Source organism: Rhodanobacter sp. G2-10, assembly GCF_055809185.1.
Window position 1 is genome coordinate 650012 of sequence record NZ_CM147900.1, and the last position, 22077, is coordinate 672088.

10 protein-coding genes are annotated in these 22077 nt (G+C 65.6%); 5 read left to right on the forward strand and 5 right to left on the reverse strand.

The genetic code is table 11. The annotated features are described in order from the left end of the window. The first annotated feature begins 217 nt into the window (after nucleotides 1-217). Both acnA and AC0L58_RS02950 read left to right on the forward strand, forming a co-directional pair. Nucleotides 218-2944 carry an aconitate hydratase AcnA gene (acnA, locus tag AC0L58_RS02945; RefSeq protein WP_473686522.1) on the forward strand — a complete coding sequence of 909 codons (2727 nt, stop codon included), beginning with the start codon at nucleotides 218-220 and terminating at the stop codon, nucleotides 2942-2944. 263 nt (nucleotides 2945-3207) lie between these two features. Continuing rightward, the gene (locus tag AC0L58_RS02950; RefSeq protein WP_473686524.1) at nucleotides 3208-4557 is read left to right on the forward strand and encodes an MFS transporter; all 1350 of its coding nucleotides are present in this window, start codon (nucleotides 3208-3210) and stop codon (nucleotides 4555-4557) included. 183 nt (nucleotides 4558-4740) lie between these two features. On the opposite strand, the gene AC0L58_RS02955 is transcribed toward AC0L58_RS02950, so the two are convergent. The 5 genes from AC0L58_RS02955 to AC0L58_RS02975 form a co-directional block, all read right to left on the reverse strand. Continuing rightward, entirely contained in the window at nucleotides 4741-6318 is a 1578-nt protein-coding gene (locus AC0L58_RS02955; RefSeq protein ID WP_473686526.1) for a glycoside hydrolase family 30 protein, read from the reverse strand. Between the two features lie 54 nt (nucleotides 6319-6372). Then, nucleotides 6373-8988 carry a glycoside hydrolase family 3 protein gene (locus tag AC0L58_RS02960; protein ID WP_473686528.1) on the reverse strand — a complete coding sequence of 872 codons (2616 nt, stop codon included), beginning with the start codon at nucleotides 8986-8988 and terminating at the stop codon, nucleotides 6373-6375. Nucleotides 8989-9289: 301 nt separating this feature from the next. Then, the gene (locus AC0L58_RS02965; RefSeq protein ID WP_473686530.1) at nucleotides 9290-12217 is read right to left on the reverse strand and encodes a TonB-dependent receptor; all 2928 of its coding nucleotides are present in this window, start codon (nucleotides 12215-12217) and stop codon (nucleotides 9290-9292) included. Nucleotides 12218-12502: 285 nt separating this feature from the next. Beyond that, nucleotides 12503-15064 carry a TonB-dependent receptor gene (locus AC0L58_RS02970; protein ID WP_473686532.1) on the reverse strand — a complete coding sequence of 854 codons (2562 nt, stop codon included), beginning with the start codon at nucleotides 15062-15064 and terminating at the stop codon, nucleotides 12503-12505. 48 nt (nucleotides 15065-15112) lie between these two features. Further along, nucleotides 15113-17131, reverse strand: a complete 2019-nt coding sequence (locus AC0L58_RS02975) for a tetratricopeptide repeat-containing sulfotransferase family protein (RefSeq protein WP_473686534.1) — start codon at nucleotides 17129-17131, stop codon at nucleotides 15113-15115. Nucleotides 17132-17548: 417 nt separating this feature from the next. On the opposite strand from AC0L58_RS02975, the gene AC0L58_RS02980 reads away from it, so the two are divergent. From AC0L58_RS02980 to AC0L58_RS02990, 3 genes are all read left to right on the forward strand, one after another. Then, on the forward strand, nucleotides 17549-18619 hold the full coding sequence (locus AC0L58_RS02980; protein ID WP_473686536.1) for an aromatic ring-hydroxylating oxygenase subunit alpha: 1071 nt from the start codon (nucleotides 17549-17551) through the stop codon (nucleotides 18617-18619). Nucleotides 18620-18669: 50 nt separating this feature from the next. Continuing rightward, entirely contained in the window at nucleotides 18670-19983 is a 1314-nt protein-coding gene (locus AC0L58_RS02985) for an amino acid permease (RefSeq protein WP_473686538.1), read from the forward strand. 115 nt (nucleotides 19984-20098) lie between these two features. After that, entirely contained in the window at nucleotides 20099-22060 is a 1962-nt protein-coding gene (locus AC0L58_RS02990; protein WP_473686540.1) for an oxidoreductase, read from the forward strand. Nucleotides 22061-22077: the final 17 nt, after the last annotated feature.

Consider the following 22077-nt stretch of genomic DNA (forward strand, 5'->3'; position numbering starts at 1 on the left):
TGTGTTCTTCCGGCGTAGCATGTATGGTCAACTGAGAATGCGAGGCCGGGCTCTGCGGCGCTCGCCGTGGGTGCTGTATGCGGGGCGAAGAAAGGTTCGCGCCGATGGATGAGCTTCTTTCATTGGCGCGATGCTGCATGGATCAATTGGCGGGCCGCTCGGCGTGAATGCATTGGCGCGCGGTCGTCGCATCTAGCCTGGACGAGGAGAGCAAGACATGCATCACGATCCGATGGGTATCAAGGCGAGCTTGTCGACAGCGTCGGGAACCGCTTCGTACGTCAGCCTCGCCAAGTTGGCGACCAGGACTGGCGCGGACATCGCGCGCCTGCCGCATACCGTCAAGATCCTGCTGGAGAACATCGCACGCCGTGCCGGCGGCCGCGACGTCGCGGTCGCCGACGTCGAGGCGCTCGCGCATTGGCCGAACGGCGCCGAGGCGTCGCTCGCCTTCATGCCGGCGCGCGTCCTGATGCAGGATTTCACGGGGGTGCCGGCCGTGGTCGACCTGGCGGCGATGCGCAGCGCGATGCAACGCGCCGGCGCCGACCCCAAGCGCGTCAACCCGTTCGTGCCCGTCGACCTGATCATCGACCACTCGGTGCAGGTCGATCGCTTCGGAAGCCCCGACGCCTACGCCGCCAATCTGGAATGGGAGTACCGGCGCAACCGCGAGCGCTATGCGCTGCTGAACTGGGCGCAGCAGGCGTTTGACGGCTTCCGCGTGGTGCCGCCGGGCATGGGCATCTGCCACCAGGTCAACCTGGAGCATCTGGGCCGCGTCGTCATCGAGCGCGATGGCTGGTTGTTCCCCGATACCCTTGTCGGCACCGATTCGCACACCCCGATGATCAACGGTCTGGGCGTGCTGGGCTGGGGCGTCGGTGGCATCGAAGCCGAAGCGGCGATGCTGGGCCAGCCGATGTTCCTGCCCAAACCCGTCGTTCTCGGCGTCAGGACGAGCGGCGAACTGCCGGCCGGCACGACGGCCACCGACCTCGTGCTCACGCTGGCGCAGATGCTGCGGGCGCACGGCGTCGTCGGCAAGTTCGTCGAGTTCTTCGGCGCGGGCCTCAGCAGCCTGGGCATTGCCGACCGCGCCACGCTGTCGAACATGTCGCCTGAATTCGGCGCGACCGCCACGCTGTTCCCGGTCGATGCCAATACCTTGAAGTACCTGCGTTTGACCGGGCGCGGCGACATCGTCGATCGGGTCGAGCGCTACACCCGCGAACAGGGCCTGTTCCGGACCGACGACGATGCCGAGCCGACCTTCAGCGAAGTGCTCGACTTCGACCTGAGCAAGATCGAGCCGAGTATGGCCGGCCCGAAGCGGCCGCAGGACCGGGTCGCACTGACCGCGGTGGCGCAGTCGTTCCAGTCAGCGGCCGAAGGCGCCTCGGCGCAGGCGAGTGCGAAGGAAATTGCACGGCTCGTCGCCGAGAGCTGCTCCGAAGCGGGTGACTATCTCCAGTCACCGCCGGAACGCCTGGCGCATGCCGGTGACGCGAGCGCCGTGACGCATGGGTCGGTGGTCATCGCGGCCATCACCAGTTGCACCAACACGTCGAACCCGTCGGTGATGATCGCCGCCGGCTTGCTGGCGAAGAAGGCAGTTGAAGCCGGGCTGCAATCGCGCCCGTGGGTAAAGACGTCGCTGGCACCGGGTTCGCGGGTCGTCACGCAATATCTCGACAAGGCTGGCCTGACGCCGTACCTGGAGAAACTCGGTTTCAACCTGGTGGGCTACGGCTGTACCACCTGCATCGGCAATTCCGGCCCGTTGCCCGAAGAAGTCGCCGAACTGGTGGAAAGCGAAAACCTGACGGTGGCCGCGGTGCTGTCCGGCAACCGCAATTACGAAGGCCGCATTCACGCCCAGGTGAAGGCAAGTTATCTGGCGTCGCCGCCGCTGGTCGTGGCTTACGCCCTGGCCGGTACCGTGCTGGGTGACCTGACGCGTGATCCGCTGGGCGTTGGCACCAACGGCAAACCCGTGTTTCTGAAGGACATCTGGCCGAGCGCCGAGGACGTGCAGTCGCTGATTGACTCGTCCGTGTCGACGCAGCAGTTTGAACTCGAATACGGCCGCATCTTCGCCGGCGACGAACAATGGAAGAGCATGCCGGCACCGACCGGCACGATGTTCGCGTGGTCGGATGACTCGACCTACGTGCGCGAGCCGCCGTTCTTCATCGATTTCGCCGACCAACCCGCTGCGCCATCCGACATCGAGGGTGCGCGCGTCCTGGCCTTGCTCGGTGACTCGATCACCACCGATCACATCTCGCCGGCAGGGGCGATCGGCGCCGATTCGCCAGCGGGCAAGTATCTGGTCGAGCAAGGTGTGCAGCGCGCCGAATTCAACAGCTTCGGTTCGCGGCGCGGCAACCACGAGGTCATGATGCGCGGCACCTTCGGCAACATCCGCCTGCGCAACGCCATGGCGCCGGGCACCGAAGGTCCGTGGACGCGGCACGTGCCCAGCGGGGAGACGCTGAGCATCTACGACGCCGCCATGCGCTACCAGAAAGAAGGCACGCCACTGATCGTCATCGCCGGGCGTGAATACGGATCGGGCAGTTCGCGCGACTGGGCGGCCAAGGGTCCGGCGCTGCTGGGCGTCAAGGCGGTCATCGCGCAGGGCTATGAGCGCATCCACCGCAGCAACCTGGTCTGCATGGGCATTATTCCGCTGCAGTTCAAGGACGGTGAATCGGCCAAATCGCTGGGTTTGACGGGCGATGAGACCTTCACCATCAGCGGCCTGGCGGACGGCATCACGCCGAGCCAAAGCGCCACCGTATCGGCGACCCGGCAAGACGGTTCGCAAACCACGTTCGAGACGACAGTGCGGATCGATGCACCCGCCGAGGTCGAGTACTTCCTCCATGGCGGTATCCTCGACATGGTGACGCGCCAGCTTCTGCAGTCGCCGTCGTAGGCATCGAGGTCGCGGCCAGAGCAGAGTGGGGACGGTGATGCGTGACGCACGGGGCGCGTGTGCATTGCGGCGCTGCGTTGATTCTGCGAGCCGTGAGGGCGGTCGAACGCGTGTTGCGGTTCGACCGCTGATCCGGCGCCTCCGGAAGTCGACTAGGTGTGCGGCGATCTGAACGAAATCGACCTGAAACAAGGTGGCCAAGTGATCGTTGTCCTCCCCCAACAAAATCCGGCAATGACCACCGCTGCTACCTCTGGCTTGCGATGACCGCGTTCACCCGCCTGCGTGCCCTGCTTGTCGACGACGACCCGTCGGCGCAGGTGTGCCGCGACTTGCCCGAATCCGCGTGCCGCGCGCAGCCGCGCAACTACGGCGTGCACGTCGCGTCGTTGAGCTTGACGAAAATCGGCGAGGGGCTGGCCGATCCCAAGCTGGTGCTTGCGTGGTTGCTCGATGCGATTGGCGCGCCGACCTGGGCGCTCGGCCTGCTGGTGCCGGTGCGCGAATCGCTGGCAATGTTGCCGCAATTGGTGATCTCCGCGCGCATCCGACTGCTGCCCATCCGCAAAACGGTCTACGTGGCCGGCTGCGTTGTCCAGGGCGCGGCAATCGTCGGCTTCGGCCTGATCGGGTGGTTCGCACCGGCCACCTCCGGCACCCTCGTCGGCATCCTGGCGGTAGCACTGATCGCGGTCTTTGCCCTGGGTCGCAGCCTGTGCTCGATCAGCTTCAAGGACGTGCTGGGCAAGACCGTGGACATCGGTCGGCGCGGTTCGGTCAGCGGCACCGCGGGCACCGTCGCCGCCGTCGCGACGCTGCTGTTGGCAATCGGCTATTCGATGGGCTGGATTCCGCTCACGGTGCCGGTCGTGGCCGGCATGGTCGCGCTCGGCGGGATCTGCTGGCTGCTGGCCGCGTTCGTGTTCGGCTCCATTCGGGAAGAACCCGGCGCCACCGAAGGTGGCATCGATGGCCTGGCGGCGGTGATTGCGCAAATCGGCCTGCTGCGCAGCGACGCGCGCCTGCGCCGCCTCATCGTGACCCGCGTATTGCTGCTGTCGACGGCGTTGGCGCCGCCGTTCTACATGGCGCTCAGTGGCGACCGTGCCGTCGGCGGCCTCGGCACGCTGGGCCCGTTTCTGGTGGCCTCGGCGGCGGCGAGCCTGGTCAGCACCTACGTCTGGGGCCGGCTCGCGGACAAATCGAGCCGTCGCGTGCTGATGCTCGCGGCCGCGTTCGCCGCAGTGGCGAACGCGGTGGCGGCCTTCCTGGCGCTGGCGATGCCGAACGTGCTGGAGCAGGCGTCATGGCTGCCCGTCTTGTTGTTCGTGCTGATGATCGCGCACCAGGGCGTCCGGCTCGGACGTTCCGTGCACGTCGTCGACATGGCCGACCGCGACAATCGGGCGACCTACACCGCGCTCAGCAACTCGGTGGTCGGTCTTGTGTTGCTCGCCGGCGGCATCTTCGGCGTCATCGCGCAGTGGCTCGGCATCGGCGTCGTGCTTGCGATCTTCGCATTGATGGCTGCCTTGGCAACTCGCGCGGCGGCCAGATTGGACGACGTGCAGGCAGCCCAAGCGCCACTCAGGTCCACGGTAGCCAAAGCATAGCCCACATGTGCGGGGTCGGGCCAAGTCGGTTCGCGCGAGCTGGCGGCTCGATCGGGGGAGATCCAAAGACCTCCGTTTCGCGGCAATGGCTGGGGCCGCTGTCTTCAACGCATTGAATGGATCACCGCTCGCGCGTCGCGCAGAGCGGGCAAGACCGCGCAGGCGTCGACTTGGCGCGCCCGGTCATGGAGCGGTGCTTTGCGCGCTGGCAGGCTGCACTGGTTTGGCTGTGGCGACTGCCTGCTTCTTTGCGGGCGCGGAGACCGTCTGGTCCGCGTCCCACACGAACGTGGCCACGCTTTGCGCGGGCATGGCGTACTGGAAGTGGATGCCGGCTTGCTGGACGGAGACGGTGTGTGGCTCGGTTCGGGCATTGATCAACACCAGCACGGCCTTGCCGTCGTCGGCGTTCTGGAACGCCACGTTCTTGATGTCGTTGCCGGTATCCGTGGACCACACGCGGACGGCGCCGGGCAGGACGAACCGGCTGAAGTGGGCGAATGCGTAGTACTCGTCGTTGCGATGGATCTCGCCGGTGGCCGAGTCGATGGTGACGATGCCCTTGCAGGTATCGCAGCCGCCGAAGTGGGGGCCGTATTTTTCATCCAGCGCCAGGTTCCAGTAGACGACGCCGCGCGCCCAGTTGCGCAGGCCGCCAAGCAGCAGGTCGCGTGCGAACCACAGCAGTTCACCGTTCTCGCTGGATGGCCAATCACCACCGGAACATTCGGTAATGAACGCGTCCTTGCGCGGGTACGCCACGTGTACCTCGGTCTGTGCATTGGGCGCGCCGCGGTAGCAGTGCCACGCAATGCCATCCATGTAACGCGCCGCGTCGGCATCGGAGAGCACGCTCATCGGCTGCTCCGGTTCATCCCAGTTGTGGTCCCAGCCGAGGATGCGCGTGGCCGGCTTGCGTGCGGCCAGTGCGGGACCGAGATACTGCGCAATGATCCGCGCACGCTGCACGGCGGAAAGTTCCATGCCGGGGTAGGTCAACGGAAGGAAGCCCGGCTCGTTCTGCACGGTCAAGGCGAAAATGGGGATGCCCGCGCTGCGGTAGGCATCGACGTACTTGACCAGGTACTGCGCATACGCGCTCTCGTACTGCTCGAGCAGGGTTCCGCCGATCAGGTTGGCGCTGGTCTTCATCCACGCCGGCGCGCTCCAGGGCGAGGCGATGATCTTCAGGTCCGGATCGATGGCCAGCACTTCGTGCACGGTCGGGATCACGGCACGCAGGTTGGCAGCAATGTTGAAGTGCTGCAGCTCCGGATCGACGTCACCTGCGGGAAGGTCGTCCAGGGTATACGGCTGCAGCGAGAAGTCCGACGCGCCGATGGTCAGGCGGGTCATGTTGAAGTTGAGCCCCGGCGCTGGGCCGAACAGTTCGCGCAGCAACGCGCGGCGCTGCGCTTCGTCCAGTCGATTCTGGATCAGCCATGCCGATGCATCGGTCAGCGCCGCGCCGAAGCCGACGATGGTCTGGTAGGTCTTGTGGATATTGACGACGACATCGGCTGGCGAAGGCCCTGTGCTGGATATCAGCACATCGGGCTGGCGTGCCAGGCGCAGCCGGCGATCCTGGGTGCTCAGCCACAATTGCACCGTGGGTCCGGCCGGGTGCAACACGGGAATGACGGGAAGTGCCTGCGCGGGCACGGGACGGTGCGCCAGGTGCAGGGCCATCAGCGCCAGCGTGGTAATCAGCGCAAGCGACGCAATGCCGATCCAGCGGGAAATGCCGCGAGGTTCATCCATGTTGCATGCAGGCCCTGTTGAACCCGTGCTGACGGTCTGATGGCCGGCAGGCGGTCACGGCTTGCCCAGGCTTGCGCAGGAAAGAGTCGCACCGGCATCCGGCGTGCGGCGGGTGATTTTTATCGCGGCGAAGGAGGCGGAGAAGGGCGCTGACGCCCGGACGCCGAACGGTACGTCGACATGCGAGAGGTCGGCGTCGGGCCGGACAAAGCACTGCAACGGAATCGATAAGGTGTGCCGGGTTCCGGTGGCGTAGCCGGCCAGCGTACGGGTGAGGTCCACACTGCGTCTGCAGTCGTGGCCGCAGCCCATGTACAACGTCACCGGAGCCTTGGCCGGCGTGTTGACCACCACATCGAATTGCAGCGCCGCATGGGCGGATGCCAGCGGCATCAGGTTTCGCGGCTGCGTGCTCTTGGCGTAGAACCTGCCGGCCCCCAGCCAGGTGACCGACTTGGCGTCCTGCTGGGTATTGATCTGCACCGTGCTCAGCCGCAGCACGGGATGATCGGCGGGCCAGTCGACCTGTGCGTTCAGATCGGAACCGATTTCATGCGCCGGCTGCGCGTCATCCGCGCCCGCGAGGTACAGCGCGAATGGCGGCACCGCCAGGGTGTGGAACACCGACAGCCCCGATGCATTGGCGCAAGCATCGACGTTGGGGTAGGTGGGTAGCGCGGGCAGTTCGCGCGTGCCGGGGTAGCGCAGCCCGTAGCCCGGCTCGAACAGCCAGGGCGATGGGTTGGCGTGCCGATCGTCGGCATAGGGGCAGGGCACGCCGGGCCAGGGCCGGGCCAGTGTGCCGTGGAAGTTGAAGCGGTTCGATCCGGACTTGCCCGCGAACAACACGTCGGCCACGCCCGCGCCTTCGGTGCCGGGCAGCCATGCGGCCACGAAAGCGTTGGAGAGGTTGAGCAGGGGGTTGACGTAGAGCGGACGCCCGGCCACGAACACCGTCACCACGGGTTTGTGTGCCTTGGCCACGGTTTTCAGCAAGGCCAGGTCTTCCGGATGACGGTCGCTGTGGCGCAGCGTGGCCGAGGGCAGGATGTCGCCCATCGTCTCGGCATAAGGCGTTTCGCCGATGACCGCCACGATGACATCGAACGGTTTGAGTTCGATACCCTCGGCCGTCTTGCTGTAGGTCACATGCGCTGCGCCATCGGCCGCGCGGATGCCGGCCAGGATCGTTTCGCCCTTGGGGAAATCGGCATTGCTGTTGTCCGTGCCCTGCCAGGTCAGCGACCAGCCGCCGGTCTGGTTCGGCAGGCTGTCGGCGCTCTTGCCGACCACCAGGACCTTCGCGCCCGCCTTCAGTGGCAGCACGCCGCCATTGTTCTTCAGCAGCACCAGCGACTCGCGCACCGCGCGCCGTGCCAGCTCGCGGCTCTGCAGCGCGGCAGCGTCACCGGCGCCAGCACGCTGCGAGGGCCGCTGGTCGAACAGACCCATGCGCAACTTGACACGGATGATCCGGCTGACCGCGTCATCGATGCGTGCCATCGGGATCTGGCCGTTCTCGACCTGACGCGTCGTGTTGGCGATGAAGGCTTTCCAGTCATCGGGCACCATCACCATGTCGATGCCGGCATTGATCGCCTGCGGGCAGCTGGCATTGCTGCAGCCGGGCAACTGGCCGATCGCGTTCCAGTCGGAAACCACGAAGCCGTCGAACCCCATCTTGTCCTTCAAGGCACCGGTGAGCAGTTGGCGTGCACCGGACATCTTGCCGTAATTGACGCCGTCGGCCACGTCGTCCCAGCTGTTGTACGAGGCCATCACGCTTTGCACGCCCGCTTGCAGCGCGCCGAAGTAGCCCGCGCCATGCACGTTGATCATGTCCTCGCGGCTGACCCGGGCCTCGCCCTGGTCGGTACCGTTGTACGTGGCCCCGTCGCCAATGAAGTGCTTGGCGGTCGCGATCACGTTGTGGTCGCCGAAATTGCCTTGCAGCCCGGTCACGTAGGCGCGTGCGTACTCGCGCACCAGCGGGCCCTCACTGGAGAAACTTTCGTACGTGCGGCCCCAGCGCACGTTCTGCGCCACGGCGAGTGTCGGCGCAAACGCCCATTCCACGCCGGTGGCGCGCACCGCTTTGGCGGTGGCCGCGCCGATGGCCTCGATCAGTGCCGGGTCGTGCGCGGCACCGAGGCCGATATTGTGCGGAAACAGGGTGGCGCCGAACACGTTGTTGTCGCCATGCACGGCATCGGTGCCCCAGATGATCGGGATCTTGATCGCCGCATCGGTGGCCATCGACGCGTCGTAGTAGCGATCCGCCAGCGTCAGCCAGTCGTTGATCGTCGCGTGCTTGTTCTGGCTCGGCCAGGAACCGCCCCCGTTGAGCACCGAACCGATGTAGTACCGGGTGACCTCGGCCGGGGTGATCGACTTGATCTCGGCCTGGGTCATCTGGCCGATCTTCTGGGCCAGCGTCATGCTTGCCACGATCTTGCGCACGCGCGCGTCGAGCGACGGCACAACAGCCAGTCGACTCCTGATGGCGGGCCAGTCGGAGTAGTGCGTCGGTGTCGGTCGGTGCTGACCGCCCGATGGTGTCGTGTGCGCGGCGCTGCGGGTCGTCGTCGCGTGCAGCGGCAGCACGCCGATTGCGCAGCCGAGCATCATCAGCGTGGCCTGCCGCATCCGGAAATAGCGCGTGTGAATCATGGGAACCCCTGTTGCTGCGGCGCGTTCGGGTGCCATGGTACCGCTGGCCGGCACCACGTCATCAAGCGGATCGCCAGTCATGCCGGCTTCTGTGACGCAGGGCACCGCGAGGCGCCGGATCGCGGCGCCCCCGGACCTCCCGGGAGCCCGGGCCGTGGAAGCTCGGGAGAGCGAGAGGATGCTGTCGCCATGGGCGCGTCTGTCGGAGGGCTCGCATGGTCAGGCCATGCAAGCCCGATGAGAGGCACAGCCCATGGACGAGGGCGTTGTCGCGGTCCAAACGCGTCTACGGCACAGGCTCCTAGAGCTTGTAGTTGGCACCGAACAGCACGCTGCGTCCCCAGGTGTCGTATTCCAGCGGGCGTGTGATCTGGACATTGTTCGGGAGTCCGGAGATCTGCGCGGTGGCGTCGGGCGAGTTGGTCAGGTTGTTGACCTGCAGCAGCAACGACAACCCCTTCCAGCGACCGTAAGAGAACGCGTAACCCAGTTGCAGATCGGTTTGCCGATTGGCCAGGTACTTCGTATAGCCGAGCTGATCGAACAGGGCCACCGCCTCGCCGGTGAACGAAGAGCGATAGCGCTCGGCCACGCGGATCGAGAATCCGTTGCGCTCGTAGAACAGCGTCAGGTTGCCTACCTTGTGCGACAGGCCCGGCAGCGTCTGCGGGCCGCCGGGGATGGAAGAGATCGAGCTGGTGGGGATGCGGCTGTTGGTCAGCGAATAGTTGGCTTGCACACCGAAACCTTCCAGCGCCGGCGTCAGCAGGCCGCCTTCCAGCGACCCCGCCAGCTCCAGCCCGTCCATCTTGCCGCCGGTGCCGTTCTCCGGCGTGGTGAACGAACCGATGTTGCTGGTGGGCACCAGGGTTGGCGTGTCGTTGGTGTAGTGCGAGAAGTCGTAGTCGAGCACGGTCTGGTTGTAGATGTAGTTCAGCAGGTTCTTCTGGAACACCGCCACCGACACGTAGCTCGCCTTGCCGAAATACTTCTCCCACGACAGGTCGGTGCCTACCGCGACGTAAGGCTTCAAGTGCGGATTGCCGCCGCTGCCGGACCACAGTATCTGGCCAGCTCCCGGGCCATTGGTGATCTTGGACACGCCCGCGGAGGTGGCGACTTTCTCATCGTCGATGCGGCCACGCGCCATGGTCTTGGCCAGCCCGAAACGCAGGTACTGGCGGTCGCCGATCTGTGCCACCAGGTTCAGGCTGGGCAAGACGTTGTTGTAGGAGCTGCCGTCCCTGATCTGGCCCACCAGGGTATCGCCGTTGGTCTGCAGCGCGGTGGACGATTGATTCGTGTGCACGAACTGCACGCCGACGTTGCCCCGCAGCGGGATGCCCCACGCCGTCGTCTCGATGTTGAACTTGGCGTAGGCGAGCGGAACCTTTTCCTCCACCGTGTAATTGCGGCTCCAGTCGCCCTGGCCATTCTTCTGGGTCAGATAGAACTGGCTGTAGAGCGCGCCCAGCACGTTGTAGTTGAGGATGCCGGGAATGCCGCCGTAGGCGAGGGACGTGGGGTTGTACAGAAGCGACGGATTGATCGGCGTGCTGAAGTGGTTCTGGTAGGTATCCTGGGTGGAACCATTGCCGTTGAGCCAGGCGAAGTCGACATCGGCGTGCTTGATCTTGGTGCGATCGGAGTAGTCGACGCCCAGATCCATGCTGCTGAAGATCCAGCCCAGCGGGCGGCTTACCTGCAGGCGCACGGCGTGGATCCTGTCGCTCTGCCGGTCGAACTCCTGGCGGCCGTTGTAGCCGTAGTTGTCCGGATCGGTAAACACCATGTTGGCCGGATTGCCCAGATCAATGCCTGGCCTGAAATCCGGGTAACCGTTGCCCGCCGGCGTATTGAAATCGACGCTGGTGAACGCGCCGTTGGCCAGGCCGCTGAACAGGTAGGCGTCGTGGAGCCTTACCGTGGCGGAGGACGAGGAGAGGTCGGCCATCGCCGTCCAGTCGCCGAGATAGAGCTTGTTGTTCCAGCCGATCGAATACAACTTGTCACCTTCCTTGGTGTATTCGTTTTGCAGGATCGGCGCGATGCCGTTGATGGTGCCCGAGGTGACGATCGGGTAGGGCTGCGCCGGCGTCGTCCCCACATTGGCGTAGGAGACGTTGTCGTACGGACTGCTTGACCACTGCGCGCCATTGGTGAATTTGCGCTTGCTGAAGGTGGAGTAATACATGTCCAGCTTCGAGTAGTACACCTCGTTGGGTGCCCATTCGAGCACGGCCATCAGGCCATTGCGTTTCTGGTTCTGTGATTGCGCGCGCAACTGCATGCCTTCCTGCGAGACCACATTGTCGGGCATGCCCGGTGTGTGCGGCCCGCCCCAGTTCTGGTCGATGCCGGCCGAGCCGTTGTCGGCACTCCACCACCAGGCCTGATACTGCTTCTCCTGGATCGGCTGGTCCAGTTGCGCGAATCCGACGGCGACGCCCAGCGTGTGGTCGAAGAACTGATCGACGTACGAAAAGCTGGCGCGATGCCCGTTGTTCCCGGTGCCGGTACCGGGATTGAGGTTGCCGTTGGTGTCGTGTTCGCCGCGCACGTTCAACACGAGGGCGCGTCCGGGCAGGTCCAGCGGATTGATGGTGTGCAGGTCCACCGTGCCGGACAGGCCCTGGCCGATCACGCTGGCATCGGGTGTCTTGTATACGGTGACGCCATTGATCAGCTCGGCCGGATACTGGTCGTACTGGACCCCGCGGTTTTCACCGATCGTGGCCTGTTCGCGGCCGTCGAGCGTGGTGCCGGCGAAATCAGGCGAAAGGCCGCGGATCGAGATCGCGCTGGCCTGGCCGTCCACCCGCTGCGTCGCCAGGCCGGGCAGGCGCGCCAAGCTGTCGGCGATGCTGATATCCGGCAGCTTGCCCAGATCCTCGGGGGCGATCACTTCGACGATGTCGTTGGATCTCTCCTTCGCTTTCAGCGCGCTCTCGATACTGTCGCTGATGCCGTTTACCACGACGCGGCTGAGTTGCGTGGCTTGAACGGCCGGCTTCTTGTTCGAGGCCTGGTCGGAAGCTGTTTTGCTCTTCGCTGGAGCCTGGCTGGACGACGCAGGTTTGGGCTGGGCCGGCTCTGTCATTTCCTGCGCCGTGGCCATCTGGCTGGCCATGATGAACAACAAGGCCGCGCTGCATGCCGAGGCCAGCACACGCGGACGCAGTGAAGCGGCACGCGGCAAAGCGATCCGTGACGAACAACGATGATTCATGGTTTCACTTCCACAGGATTGGTCGGGCGCATCGTGATTCGATCGCCGGCTTTCATGTTGCTCCCACAGATGTGCTGGTGTCATCAAGACAGGCACGCAATATTTTGCGTTTTTCAGCGGGGGTGCCTGGCGTGATTGATCTCTCCCGGCGCATGCGCGTCGCCGCGAATCCGGAGCGGGGGCCGTGGAAATCTTCGGGCTGCGATCGATCTCTGCTCCACCGGCCGTGCCCGTGCACCGACCCCGGCCGGAACCGGGGCCATCGAGCTGCCCTGCGACGGACTGCTAGAAATCCTGCTTGAAGCGGATGCCGAACGTGCGCGGCTGGCTGAAGCCGGTGTAGACCTGCCCGTTGGGATACAGAGGCGAACCGTAGCCGGTCGCGGGATCGTAGTGCGCCGCGCAGATGGTGACGCCGCACTCGGTGAACTTGTACAGCGCCGCGCGCTTGTCGAACACGTTGTCGACGTAGACGTTCACCGACCAGTTGTTCTTCTGGATGCCGGCGGAGATGTCGGCCGAGGTGTAGGCCGGCAGGTTGCCCAGCAGCGCGCGTTCGTTCAACCGCAGGTCGGTGGTGCGCGTTCCGACATGCACGACGGCGGCCTGCACGAAAGCGTCGCTGTTGCCGAGGCTGAACGCGTAACGCGCAATCAGGTTGCCCTTGAAGCGCGGCGTGATCGGCAAGCGGGTGCCCTTGGGCGCCTGCGGCCCGCTCACCGTGTCGCCGGTCTGCGGATTGATGGTGCCGGCCGGACAGTTGGTGACGGCGTTGCCGTTGGCGTCGGTGAACCCGCAATAGTTCGCCGTCAGCTTGGCGTCGTACAACGCCACGCCGACGCTGAGGTTCAGGTTGTAGGTGGCTTGCCAGTTCAACTGCGATTCCAGGCCGTCGATGCGGGCCGAGTTCGCGTTCTTGATCTGGGTCAGGCCATTGGCGCCGAGGATGTTGAACTGGAAGTCGTTCCATTTCTCGCGGAATACCGCGCCATTGAATGACAGCTGGTTGTCGAACCAGGTGGTCTTCCAGCCGAGCTCGAGGTTGGTCAGGAAATCCGCCTGGTAGGGCGGCAACTGGCCGGCGCGGTTGACGCCGCCGGGACGGAAGCCTTCGGAGCGGGTGAGGTAGAGCATCTTGGTTGGCGTCATGTTCCAGGTCAGGTTGACCTTGCTCAGCGTGCCGCTTTCCTTGACCTGCTTGTTGAAGTCCAGACAGGGTGCGCCCATGAACGGCTCGGGCGAAATGCAGCCTGCCTCGCCATAACTCGAGTTTGGCGAGAAGCCCTTGCTGAAGCCGTAGAAGCCGTACAGGTTGTTGCGGGTGCGGAAGTAGCGGCCGCCGACCGTGCCAGTGAGTACGTCGGGGATGAAGTCCCAGGAGAGTTCGCCGAATATCGCCTCGTCGTGGTCGTAGCGCATCTGCCGGGTCAGCCAGATCGTGTTCGGCCAGCCCGCCACCGAGAGCGAGTCGGCCAGGTCGTTGATCTGGTAGTCCTGCATGATGTCGTGCTTCTGCTTCTGCCAGAACGCGCCGGCCACCAGCCGCAGGCGATCCTCCTTCGGCGAGACGATGCGCAATTCGTGGCTGGTGTTGCTGTAGTGATCGCGGTCGCTGATGAATTCGGACGGGTTGATCAGTGCGCCGCTGTTGTCATAAATGTAGTTGCCGTAGGTATACGGCAGCTGGTCGTACCAGAACGAGTAGTCGTTGTAGTCGGTCTGCTCCTCCTGGTTGCGCTTCAGGTGCGCGTAGGCATAGGTCAGGTCGAAATTGCCGATCTTGCCCTGCACGGTGAGCGCGCCCTGCCACCAGCGGTCGTTGACGCGCTCGGGATAAAAATGGGTCACCGCGAGGTCGCCGACCACCGGGTCGCTGGCAAAGGTGCCGTGCGAAATCGTCTGCTGTCCCATCAGGGTCGGGCTGATCGACCAGTTGTCGTCGAGATCCACTTTCAGCGCGGCGCGGGCCCCGTTGGTGGTGGCGTCGTTGTAGTGCTTGCGGGCGTGTCCGATGCACTGCAGCGTGGCGCTCGGCGTGCAGTCGTCGGCATTGCTGACGGTGATGCCGGAAACCGGGAAGGTGCGCGAGCCGGCCTTGTTGTCGATGTAGCCGGCATCGTGTTCGTGCCAGCCGACCAGGCGGATTGCCGCGTGCTTGTTGAGCGGAAGGTTCAGCATCCCTTCGACGGTCTCGCCGATGCCCCCGTGCGCCACCTTGTCGGTGCCGATCGCATAATTCGCAGCGAAGCCGGTGGGGTCGGGCTGATTGGTGATGATGCGCAAGGCACCCGCCTCGGCGCTCGCGCCATACAACGTGCCCTGCGGGCCTGCCAGCACCTCGATCCGCGCGATGTCATACATGTGGATGTCGAGCGGCCCCTGGATCGTGGTGACCGGTTGGTCATCCAGATAGACGCCCACGCTCGGCTGCGACCCGGAGTGGTTGGTGTTGCCGCCACTGGCCACGCCGCGCATGTAGATGCTGGCGAAGCCCGGCCCGGTGGCAATGCCGCCACCGCCCTGCTGGAAGGTGACGCTGGGCAGGTACTTCACGTAGTCGTTGAAACTCTGCACGTGAAGCGCCTCCAGTTGGTCGGAGGCCAGCACGTCGATGCTGATCGGTACGTTCTGCAGGTTTTCGGTGCGCTTCTGCGCGGTCACCGTGACCTCGCCCAGCGTTACGGTTTTTGCCTTGGTGGATGGCGTCGCTGCAGGGTTCGCGGCTTGCCCATTGTCCTGCGCAAGGGCCGGTGCGGCCATCGCCAGACAGATCGCCGCCGCCAACGGCAAGCGGGCCAATCGCGTCCGTGGCGTGTTGTTGCGCCGTTCGCCATTCTTCTGCTGCATGGTTGCTCCCCTTTCCAGTTGACAACAAGCCAGCGGTATCTGACGCGTTCAATGCACGTCAGGTGGATGCGGATATCTTTCCAGTGCCGGCCCCACGGCCGATGCCAGCGGCCCGAGCCACGGCGCGTAGTGTTGCCAGTGATCCACCCCTTGCCGGTAGATCGGCTGGCGCACCTGTTCGGAACTGGCGGTGCGGACCGGCCGCGCATTCTCGAAGAAGCGCAGGCAGGAGGCCTCGAACGGCAGTCCGCAATGATCGAGCAGCCGGCGTACCTCGCCCGCGGTGTCCTCGACCATGCGTTCGTAGATGACGCGGTGAATGCGGCCGGGCAGCACCTCGTCAAAGTGCGCCATCAGCGTCACGTAGTCGCGGTAGTAGCGCCCGATGTCCTCCAGGCTGTAGCTGAAACCCTGGCCGCGTGCGAAGTGCTGCTTGAAGATGGAGAAACCACAGGCCAGCGGATGCCGCCGCGCGTCGATGATGGTGGCGTTGGGCAACATCAGATGGATCAGCCCGATGTGCATGAAGTTGTTCGGCATCTTGTCGATGAACAACGGCGCCCGGGTCTTGCGCTGGATGCGCGTTTGCGCGAGGTAGCGTTCGCCCAGCGCCAGCAGGGCAGCGGCATCCAGCCCGGCCAGCGTGGTGTGGTACGGCATGGCGCCGTCAACGTCGCCCTGCGCGCGCAGCAGGCGCGTGATCGAGGTGACCTCGGGCAGCTCCATCGTGCCCTCGACCTGGCTGTGGCTGGACAGGATCTGCTCGAGCAAGGTGGAACCGGAACGCGGCAGGCCGACGATGAAGATCGGGTCGCGTGCAGGGTTGCCCATGCCGGCGCGCGCGGCAAAAAAGCTGGCAGTGTATTGCCGGCGGATGTGCTCCACGCGCGCATGGGTGTCGTCGGCACTGTAATGAAGCTGGTTGCGCCGGATCGCATTGCCCTTCGCGTAGTGACCGAACGAATCCGCATAGGCCGCGGCGTCCTCCAGCGCCTTGCCGACGGCGAACTCCAGATGCAGGCGGTCTTCCTCCGACAGCTCCGCATGGGTCAGTTGTTCGCTCATCGATGCCAGATCGACCGCGCTGAAGCGGAACGTCTTGAGGTTGGCCAGGCTCCACCAGACTTCGCCGAATGATGGCTGCAATTCGAGGCTGCGCCGGTAGGCGGCAATGGCGCGCTCGGTGTGGCCGGCGGTCTTCAGGGCGTGACCGTAGCTCATCCAGACCTTCGGATTGCCCGGATAGGACTGCAGCAGGTCGGCGTAAATGGCGATCGCCGGTTCGTAGTCGCCGGTGCGACACAGCACCACCGCCTTGATATTGCGGTATCCGGGGTGGGCGGGGTCGCGGGCCAGCAGGTGCTCGATCTGCGCCAGCGCCTCCGCGGGTCGATTGCCACGATGCAGCAGCAGGGCGTAGTTCTGGCGTGCGGCATCAAAGCCCGGCGCCAGCTCGAGGCAGCGTGCAAGCAGGTTCAGGGCGTCGTCGTTGCGACCGACCCGCGCGGCCACCTCGGCGAACATGCGGATCGCGGCGACATCGGTGGGCGCCTGCTTGAGGTGTTCGCGCAGCAGCGCCTCGGCCTCGGGAATGCGGTCCTCCGCGAGCGCCACCGCGGCCGTCATCAATCGGGGATCGTGCGTGGAGTAGCGCACGTGGTTGCCGTAGGCCGCGTCCGCCGCCGCCTGCTCGCCGGCCGCCATCAGATGGTCGCCAAGTGCGCGCCACGCCTGCGGCAGATCAGGCTTGAGCGCCACCGCGCGGCGCAGCGTATCGATCGCTTGCTGGCCATGCCCACACTGACCGAGTGCGACGCCCAGATCGGCATGCAGCACCGCCCAGTCCGGCTGGCTTCGCGCCAGCGGAATGAGGATGTCGAGCGCATCGCGCACCCGACCTTGCTCGCACCGCGCGGCCGCCAGCAAACGCAACGCGGCAGGGTGGCCCGGGGCTGCTTCGAGGATTTCGTCGAGCTGTTCGATCGCCAGTGCCGGATCCCGTCCCAGCAGCCGGGTGGCGTGCGCCAGGGCCTGCTCCAGGGAACCTGTGGCCGTGGCCTCGCTCACGCCTGACTACCCGCCGCCGACACGGGCTGTTGATCCGATGCGATTCCGGGCCGCTGCAGCATTGGCACGAGGGGCGACATGGGGGCGCGATTCCTCACGGGTCTGGCTGCAATCTACAACTGAACTGCGGCGGTTGATAGTGGGCTGGCGCGAAAAAAATGGCGTGTGCGCCTTCGTGCAGCGCGCTTTCGAAGGTCATGAGTGCGCCGGCGCTGCTCCGCCGCCGGCGGCCTGTCGGGCATGGCCGGGGCGCCCAGTGGCTTGTCCATCGCCCCGCCTAATCCTGCTCGATCGAGGCACGGTGGGCCGGCGCATCGCCACCCGTGCTTGCTCACGCTGAGGGTTGCTCGTCTTGACCACTCGGGCCCGACAGGCTGCTAGAGTCCTCCTACCCATCGAGCCGGGGCGCCAGTGTTCATGCATACCCATGCCACGATTGAGCAACTTGATCGCGCTCATGCGCTGCCGGCGCGCTACTACACCGGTGACGCGATGGCGGCATTGGAGCAGTGCGCCGTCTTCGCGCGCAGCTGGCAGCTGGTGGCCCAACACGGACAACTGTCCGAACCCGGTGACCACGTAGTCGAGCAGATCGGTGCGGTACCGGTGATCGTGGTGCGCGGTCAGGACGGCGTGTTGCGCGCCTTTCCCAACGTCTGCCGCCATCGTGCCGGGCCGCTGGCGCTGTGCAACGGCAAGGGCGCGCGTGCGCTGCACTGCAAATACCACGGCTGGACCTATACGCTTGAGGGCCAGTTGCGCAGTGCGCCGGAGATGCAGGAGGCGGCCGATTTCCACGTCGAGGACATCCGCCTGCCGCCGCTGCGCGTGCACGAGTGGCAAGGGCTGGTGTTCGTGGCATTGGATGATGCCGTGCCGCCGTTCGAGGAGGTGTACGCCGGCATCGTCGAACGCATTGCCCCGATCGACTTGTCGGCGATGCACTATCTGCGCCGCGACACCTACGACATCGACTGCAACTGGAAGGTCTACGTCGACAATTTCCTCGAGGGTTACCACCTGCCACATGTGCATCCGGGCCTGTCCAAGGTGCTCGACTACCGCGCCTACGACACCGAACTCTTTCCGTGGCACTCGCTGCAGTCCTCGCCGCTGCGCAACAGCAGCGACATCTACGGCGATGGCGAGGCGTTCTACTACTTCATCTATCCCAACGTGATGCTCAACATCATGCCCGGCCGGCTGCAGACCAACCGCATCCTGCCGCTGGGCCAGGGCCGTTGCCGCATCGTGTTCGACTACTACTACGCGCAGGACCCCGGCACGCAGGCGCGCGTCGAGGCCGACCGCAGCTTCAGCGACGAGGTGCAGAACGAGGACATCGGCATCTGCGAAGCGGTGCAGCGTGGTCTGGCTTCGGGTGCCTATACGCCCGGCCGACTGTGCCCGAAGCGCGAAAGCGGCGTGTGGCATTTCCAGAATCTGCTGCGGGCGGCCTACGCCGGCCCGGCCGGAGAATCCGCATGAGCGGGCGTCAGCCGCACCGGCGTCCACCGAATTGAAAGGGTAGGCCCGACATGCGGGGTCGCAGCAAGATCGGCTTCTGGACCTGTACCGCGCTGGTGGTCGGCAACGTGATCGGCATGGGCATCTTCCTGCTGCCGTCCTCGCTGGCGCCCTACGGCTTCAACGCGCTGATCGGCTGGGGCATCACCCTGTTCGGCTGCCTTGCGCTGGCGCGGGTGTTCGCGCATCTGTCCGCTGCGCTGCCCGGTGCCGATGGCCCCTACGGCTATGTGCGCGACACCCTCGGCGAACTGCCCGCGTACATGTCGATGTGGGCGTACTGGGTGTCGCTGTGGCTGACCAACGCGGCGCTGGCCACCGGCGTGGTCGGCTATGTCACCGTGGTGATGCCCGAGCTGGGCATCATTCCACCGGTGTGGTTCGCACTGATCCTGGTCGGGATGTTCACCGTGATCAACCTGTTCGGCGTGCGCACCGGCGGCATCGTGCAGATTGTCACCACCACGCTGAAACTGCTGCCGATGGTGGCGATCGCCATGCTGGGTGGCTGGGTGCTGCTGACCTCGCCTGAAAGTTACGTGGCGCACCCACCGACCACGCCGGTGACTTTCGGTGGCGTGATGGCCGCCTCCACGATTGCGCTGTTCGCGATGCTCGGGATCGAGTCCGCCAGCATTCCCGCCAGCCGCGTCGACAACCCCGGTCGCACTATCCCGCGTGCCACGATGACGGGCGCGGTGGTGGTCGCGCTGATCTACGTCGTCGTGTCCACCGTGCCGCTGCTGTTGCTGCGGCAGGACGCGCTGGCCAACGCCAGCGCGCCGTTTGCGCTGCTGATGGACACATTCGGGCATGCCGGGTCGGGTCGCTGGCTGGCGCTGTTCGTGGTGATCAGCGGACTCGGCGCCTTGAACGGCTGGACCTTGCTGGCCGGCCAGCTGACCCGCACCATGGCCGACAGCGGCGTGCTGCCACCGCTGCTGGCGCGCGGCAACCGGCATGGCGCGCCGGTCGCCGCCCTGCTGATCACCGGGGCGCTCGCCTCGGTGATGGTGTGGATGAGCTACAGCAGCTCACTGGTCGCGGCATTCACCTTCCTCACCCTGGTGGTCACCGCCGCCAACCTGCCGTTGTACCTGTGCTGCGCGTTGGCGCTGGGCGTATTGTGGCGGCGCGGCGCGCCCGGTTGCAGCGGACGCGGCGTGCTGCTGGTCGCCGGCATCGGCATCGTCTACGTGGTCTTCGCCTTCGTCGGCATCGGCGGCGAGCCGTTCGTCTATGCGCTGGGCCTGATCGCCGCCGGCCTGCCGCTGTATGCCTTGATGCGACTGCGGCGAAAGCCGATTGCGCCCGCCGAGGTCTGAACCCCATGCGCGATCCCCGCTACGACCTCCTGTTCACCCCGCTGAAGATCGGCCCGGTCACGGCGAAGAACCGCTTCTTCCAGGTACCGCACTGCAACGGCATGGGCGCCATGCGATGCCGCTGGCGCACGCGGCGATGCGCGAGGTCAAAGCCGAGGGCGGCTGGGCGGTGATTTCGACCGAGGAATGCGAGATCCATCCCAGCGGCGACCTCACCCCGTACGTGGAGGCGCGGCTATGGGACGACCGCGACATTCCCGCGCTGGCGCTGATGTGCGACAAGGTGCATGCGCACGGCGCGCTGGCCGCGCTGGAGCTGACCCACAACGGCCCGACGGCCTCGAACCTGTACTCGCGCGAAGTGTTGATCGCGCCGTCGCACCAGCCTTCCAAATACGGTTATCCCTCGCAGGCGCGGGCGATGACGAAACACGACATCCGCGAATACCGCCGCTGGCATCGCGAGGCGGCGATCCGCGGCCAGCGCGCCGGGATGGACATCATCTACGTCTACGCCGCGCACGACCTGTCCTTGGCGATGCATTTCCTGCAGCGCCGGCGCAACCAACGCAGCGATGAATACGGTGGCTCGCTGGAAAACCGCGTGCGCCTGTTGCGCGAAGTGCTTGAAGACACGAAGGACGCCGTCGGAGATCGATGCGCGGTGGCCCTGCGTTTTGCCACCGAGGAGTTGCTCGGCCCGGGCGGCGTCGAACTGGCCGAGGCGAAGGACATCGTCGCCCTGCTGGCCGAGCTGCCCGACCTGTGGGACGTGAACCTCGCTGCCTGGTACAACGACTCGGTGCCCTCGCGCTTCGCCGCCGAAGGCGCGCAGGAGCCGTTCATCGATTTCGTCAAACAGGCCACCAGCAAACCGGTGGTCGGCGTGGGCCGCTTCACCTCGCCGGACACGATGGTGTCGCAGCTCAAGCGCGGCGTGCTCGACATGATCGGCTGCGCGCGCCCGTCGATCGCCGATCCGTTCCTGCCGAAGAAGATCGAGGAAGGCCGCGCCGACGACATCCGCGAATGCATCGGCTGCAACATCTGCGTCTCCGGCGACATGACCATCTCGCCGATCCGCTGCACGCAAAACCCGACCATGGGCGAGGAATGGCGCAAGGGCTGGCATCCGGAACGGATCGCGCCCAAGCGTTCTGCCAGCCGCGTGCTGGTGATCGGCGCCGGCCCGGCCGGACTGGAAGCGGCGCGCGCGCTGGGTCAGCGCGGTTACGAGGTGAGCCTGGCCGAAGCGCGCAAGGAACTGGGCGGCCGCGTGACCCGCGAAGCACGCCTGCCCGGCCTCGCCGAATGGGCGCGCGTGCGCGACTGGCGTACCGGGCAACTCAGCAAGATGAGCAACGTCGCGATCTATCGAGACTCAAGCATGACCGCGCAGGACGTGCTGGACTTCGGCGCCGAACACGTGGTGCTCGCCACCGGCTGCCACTGGCGTCGTGACGGTTACGGCCGCAGCAACGGCGCCACCATCGACGGCCTGGCAGACCATCCGCGCCTGTTCACGCCCGATGATTTGATGGACGGACGCTTTCCGCAAGGGCGCGTGGTGGTATTCGACGACGACGGTTTCTACTACGCCAGCGTCGCCGCCGAGCTGCTGCGCCAGCACGGTTGCGACGTGGTCTACGTCACGCCTGAAGACAGCATCGCGCCGTGGAGCCAGCACACGCTTGACTACCGCCACATCCGCAAGCGCATGGCCGAACTCGACATCGAACCGCTGGTGTCGCACAACATCGATTCGTTCCACGACCGTTCGCTGCAGCTGGAGAACGTGTGGGATCACCGGGTGCGAGAACTCCCCTGCGACGCCGTTGTCACCGTCACCGCGCGTCTGCCGCACGACGTGCTGTACCAGGACCTGCTGCTGCGCGAGGTCGAGTGGGCCGACGCCGGCATTCACACCTTGCGTTGCATTGGCGACGCCGAGGCGCCGGGGCTGATCGCGCATGCGGTGTACGCGGGGCATCGCCATGCACGCGAGCTGGAAGAGCCGGCCACGGGCGAAGTGGCGTTCAAGCGGCATTTTCATACCGGAGACACCGGCGATTCGTAGCGCAAAAGCGGACGCCA

Excerpts from the sequence above, each read along its gene's own strand:
- acnA (WP_473686522.1), top strand. The coding sequence starts at position 218 with ATGCATCACGATCCGATGGGTATCAAGGCGAGCTTGTCGACAGCGTCG.
- AC0L58_RS02950 (WP_473686524.1), top strand. The coding sequence starts at position 3,208 with ATGACCGCGTTCACCCGCCTGCGTGCCCTGCTTGTCGACGACGACCCG.
- AC0L58_RS02955 (WP_473686526.1), bottom strand. The coding sequence starts at position 6,318 with ATGGATGAACCTCGCGGCATTTCCCGCTGGATCGGCATTGCGTCGCTT.
- AC0L58_RS02960 (WP_473686528.1), bottom strand. The coding sequence starts at position 8,988 with ATGATTCACACGCGCTATTTCCGGATGCGGCAGGCCACGCTGATGATG.
- AC0L58_RS02965 (WP_473686530.1), bottom strand. The coding sequence starts at position 12,217 with ATGAATCATCGTTGTTCGTCACGGATCGCTTTGCCGCGTGCCGCTTCA.
- AC0L58_RS02970 (WP_473686532.1), bottom strand. The coding sequence starts at position 15,064 with ATGCAGCAGAAGAATGGCGAACGGCGCAACAACACGCCACGGACGCGA.
- AC0L58_RS02980 (WP_473686536.1), top strand. The coding sequence starts at position 17,549 with ATGCATACCCATGCCACGATTGAGCAACTTGATCGCGCTCATGCGCTG.
- AC0L58_RS02985 (WP_473686538.1), top strand. The coding sequence starts at position 18,670 with ATGCGGGGTCGCAGCAAGATCGGCTTCTGGACCTGTACCGCGCTGGTG.
- AC0L58_RS02990 (WP_473686540.1), top strand. The coding sequence starts at position 20,099 with ATGCCGCTGGCGCACGCGGCGATGCGCGAGGTCAAAGCCGAGGGCGGC.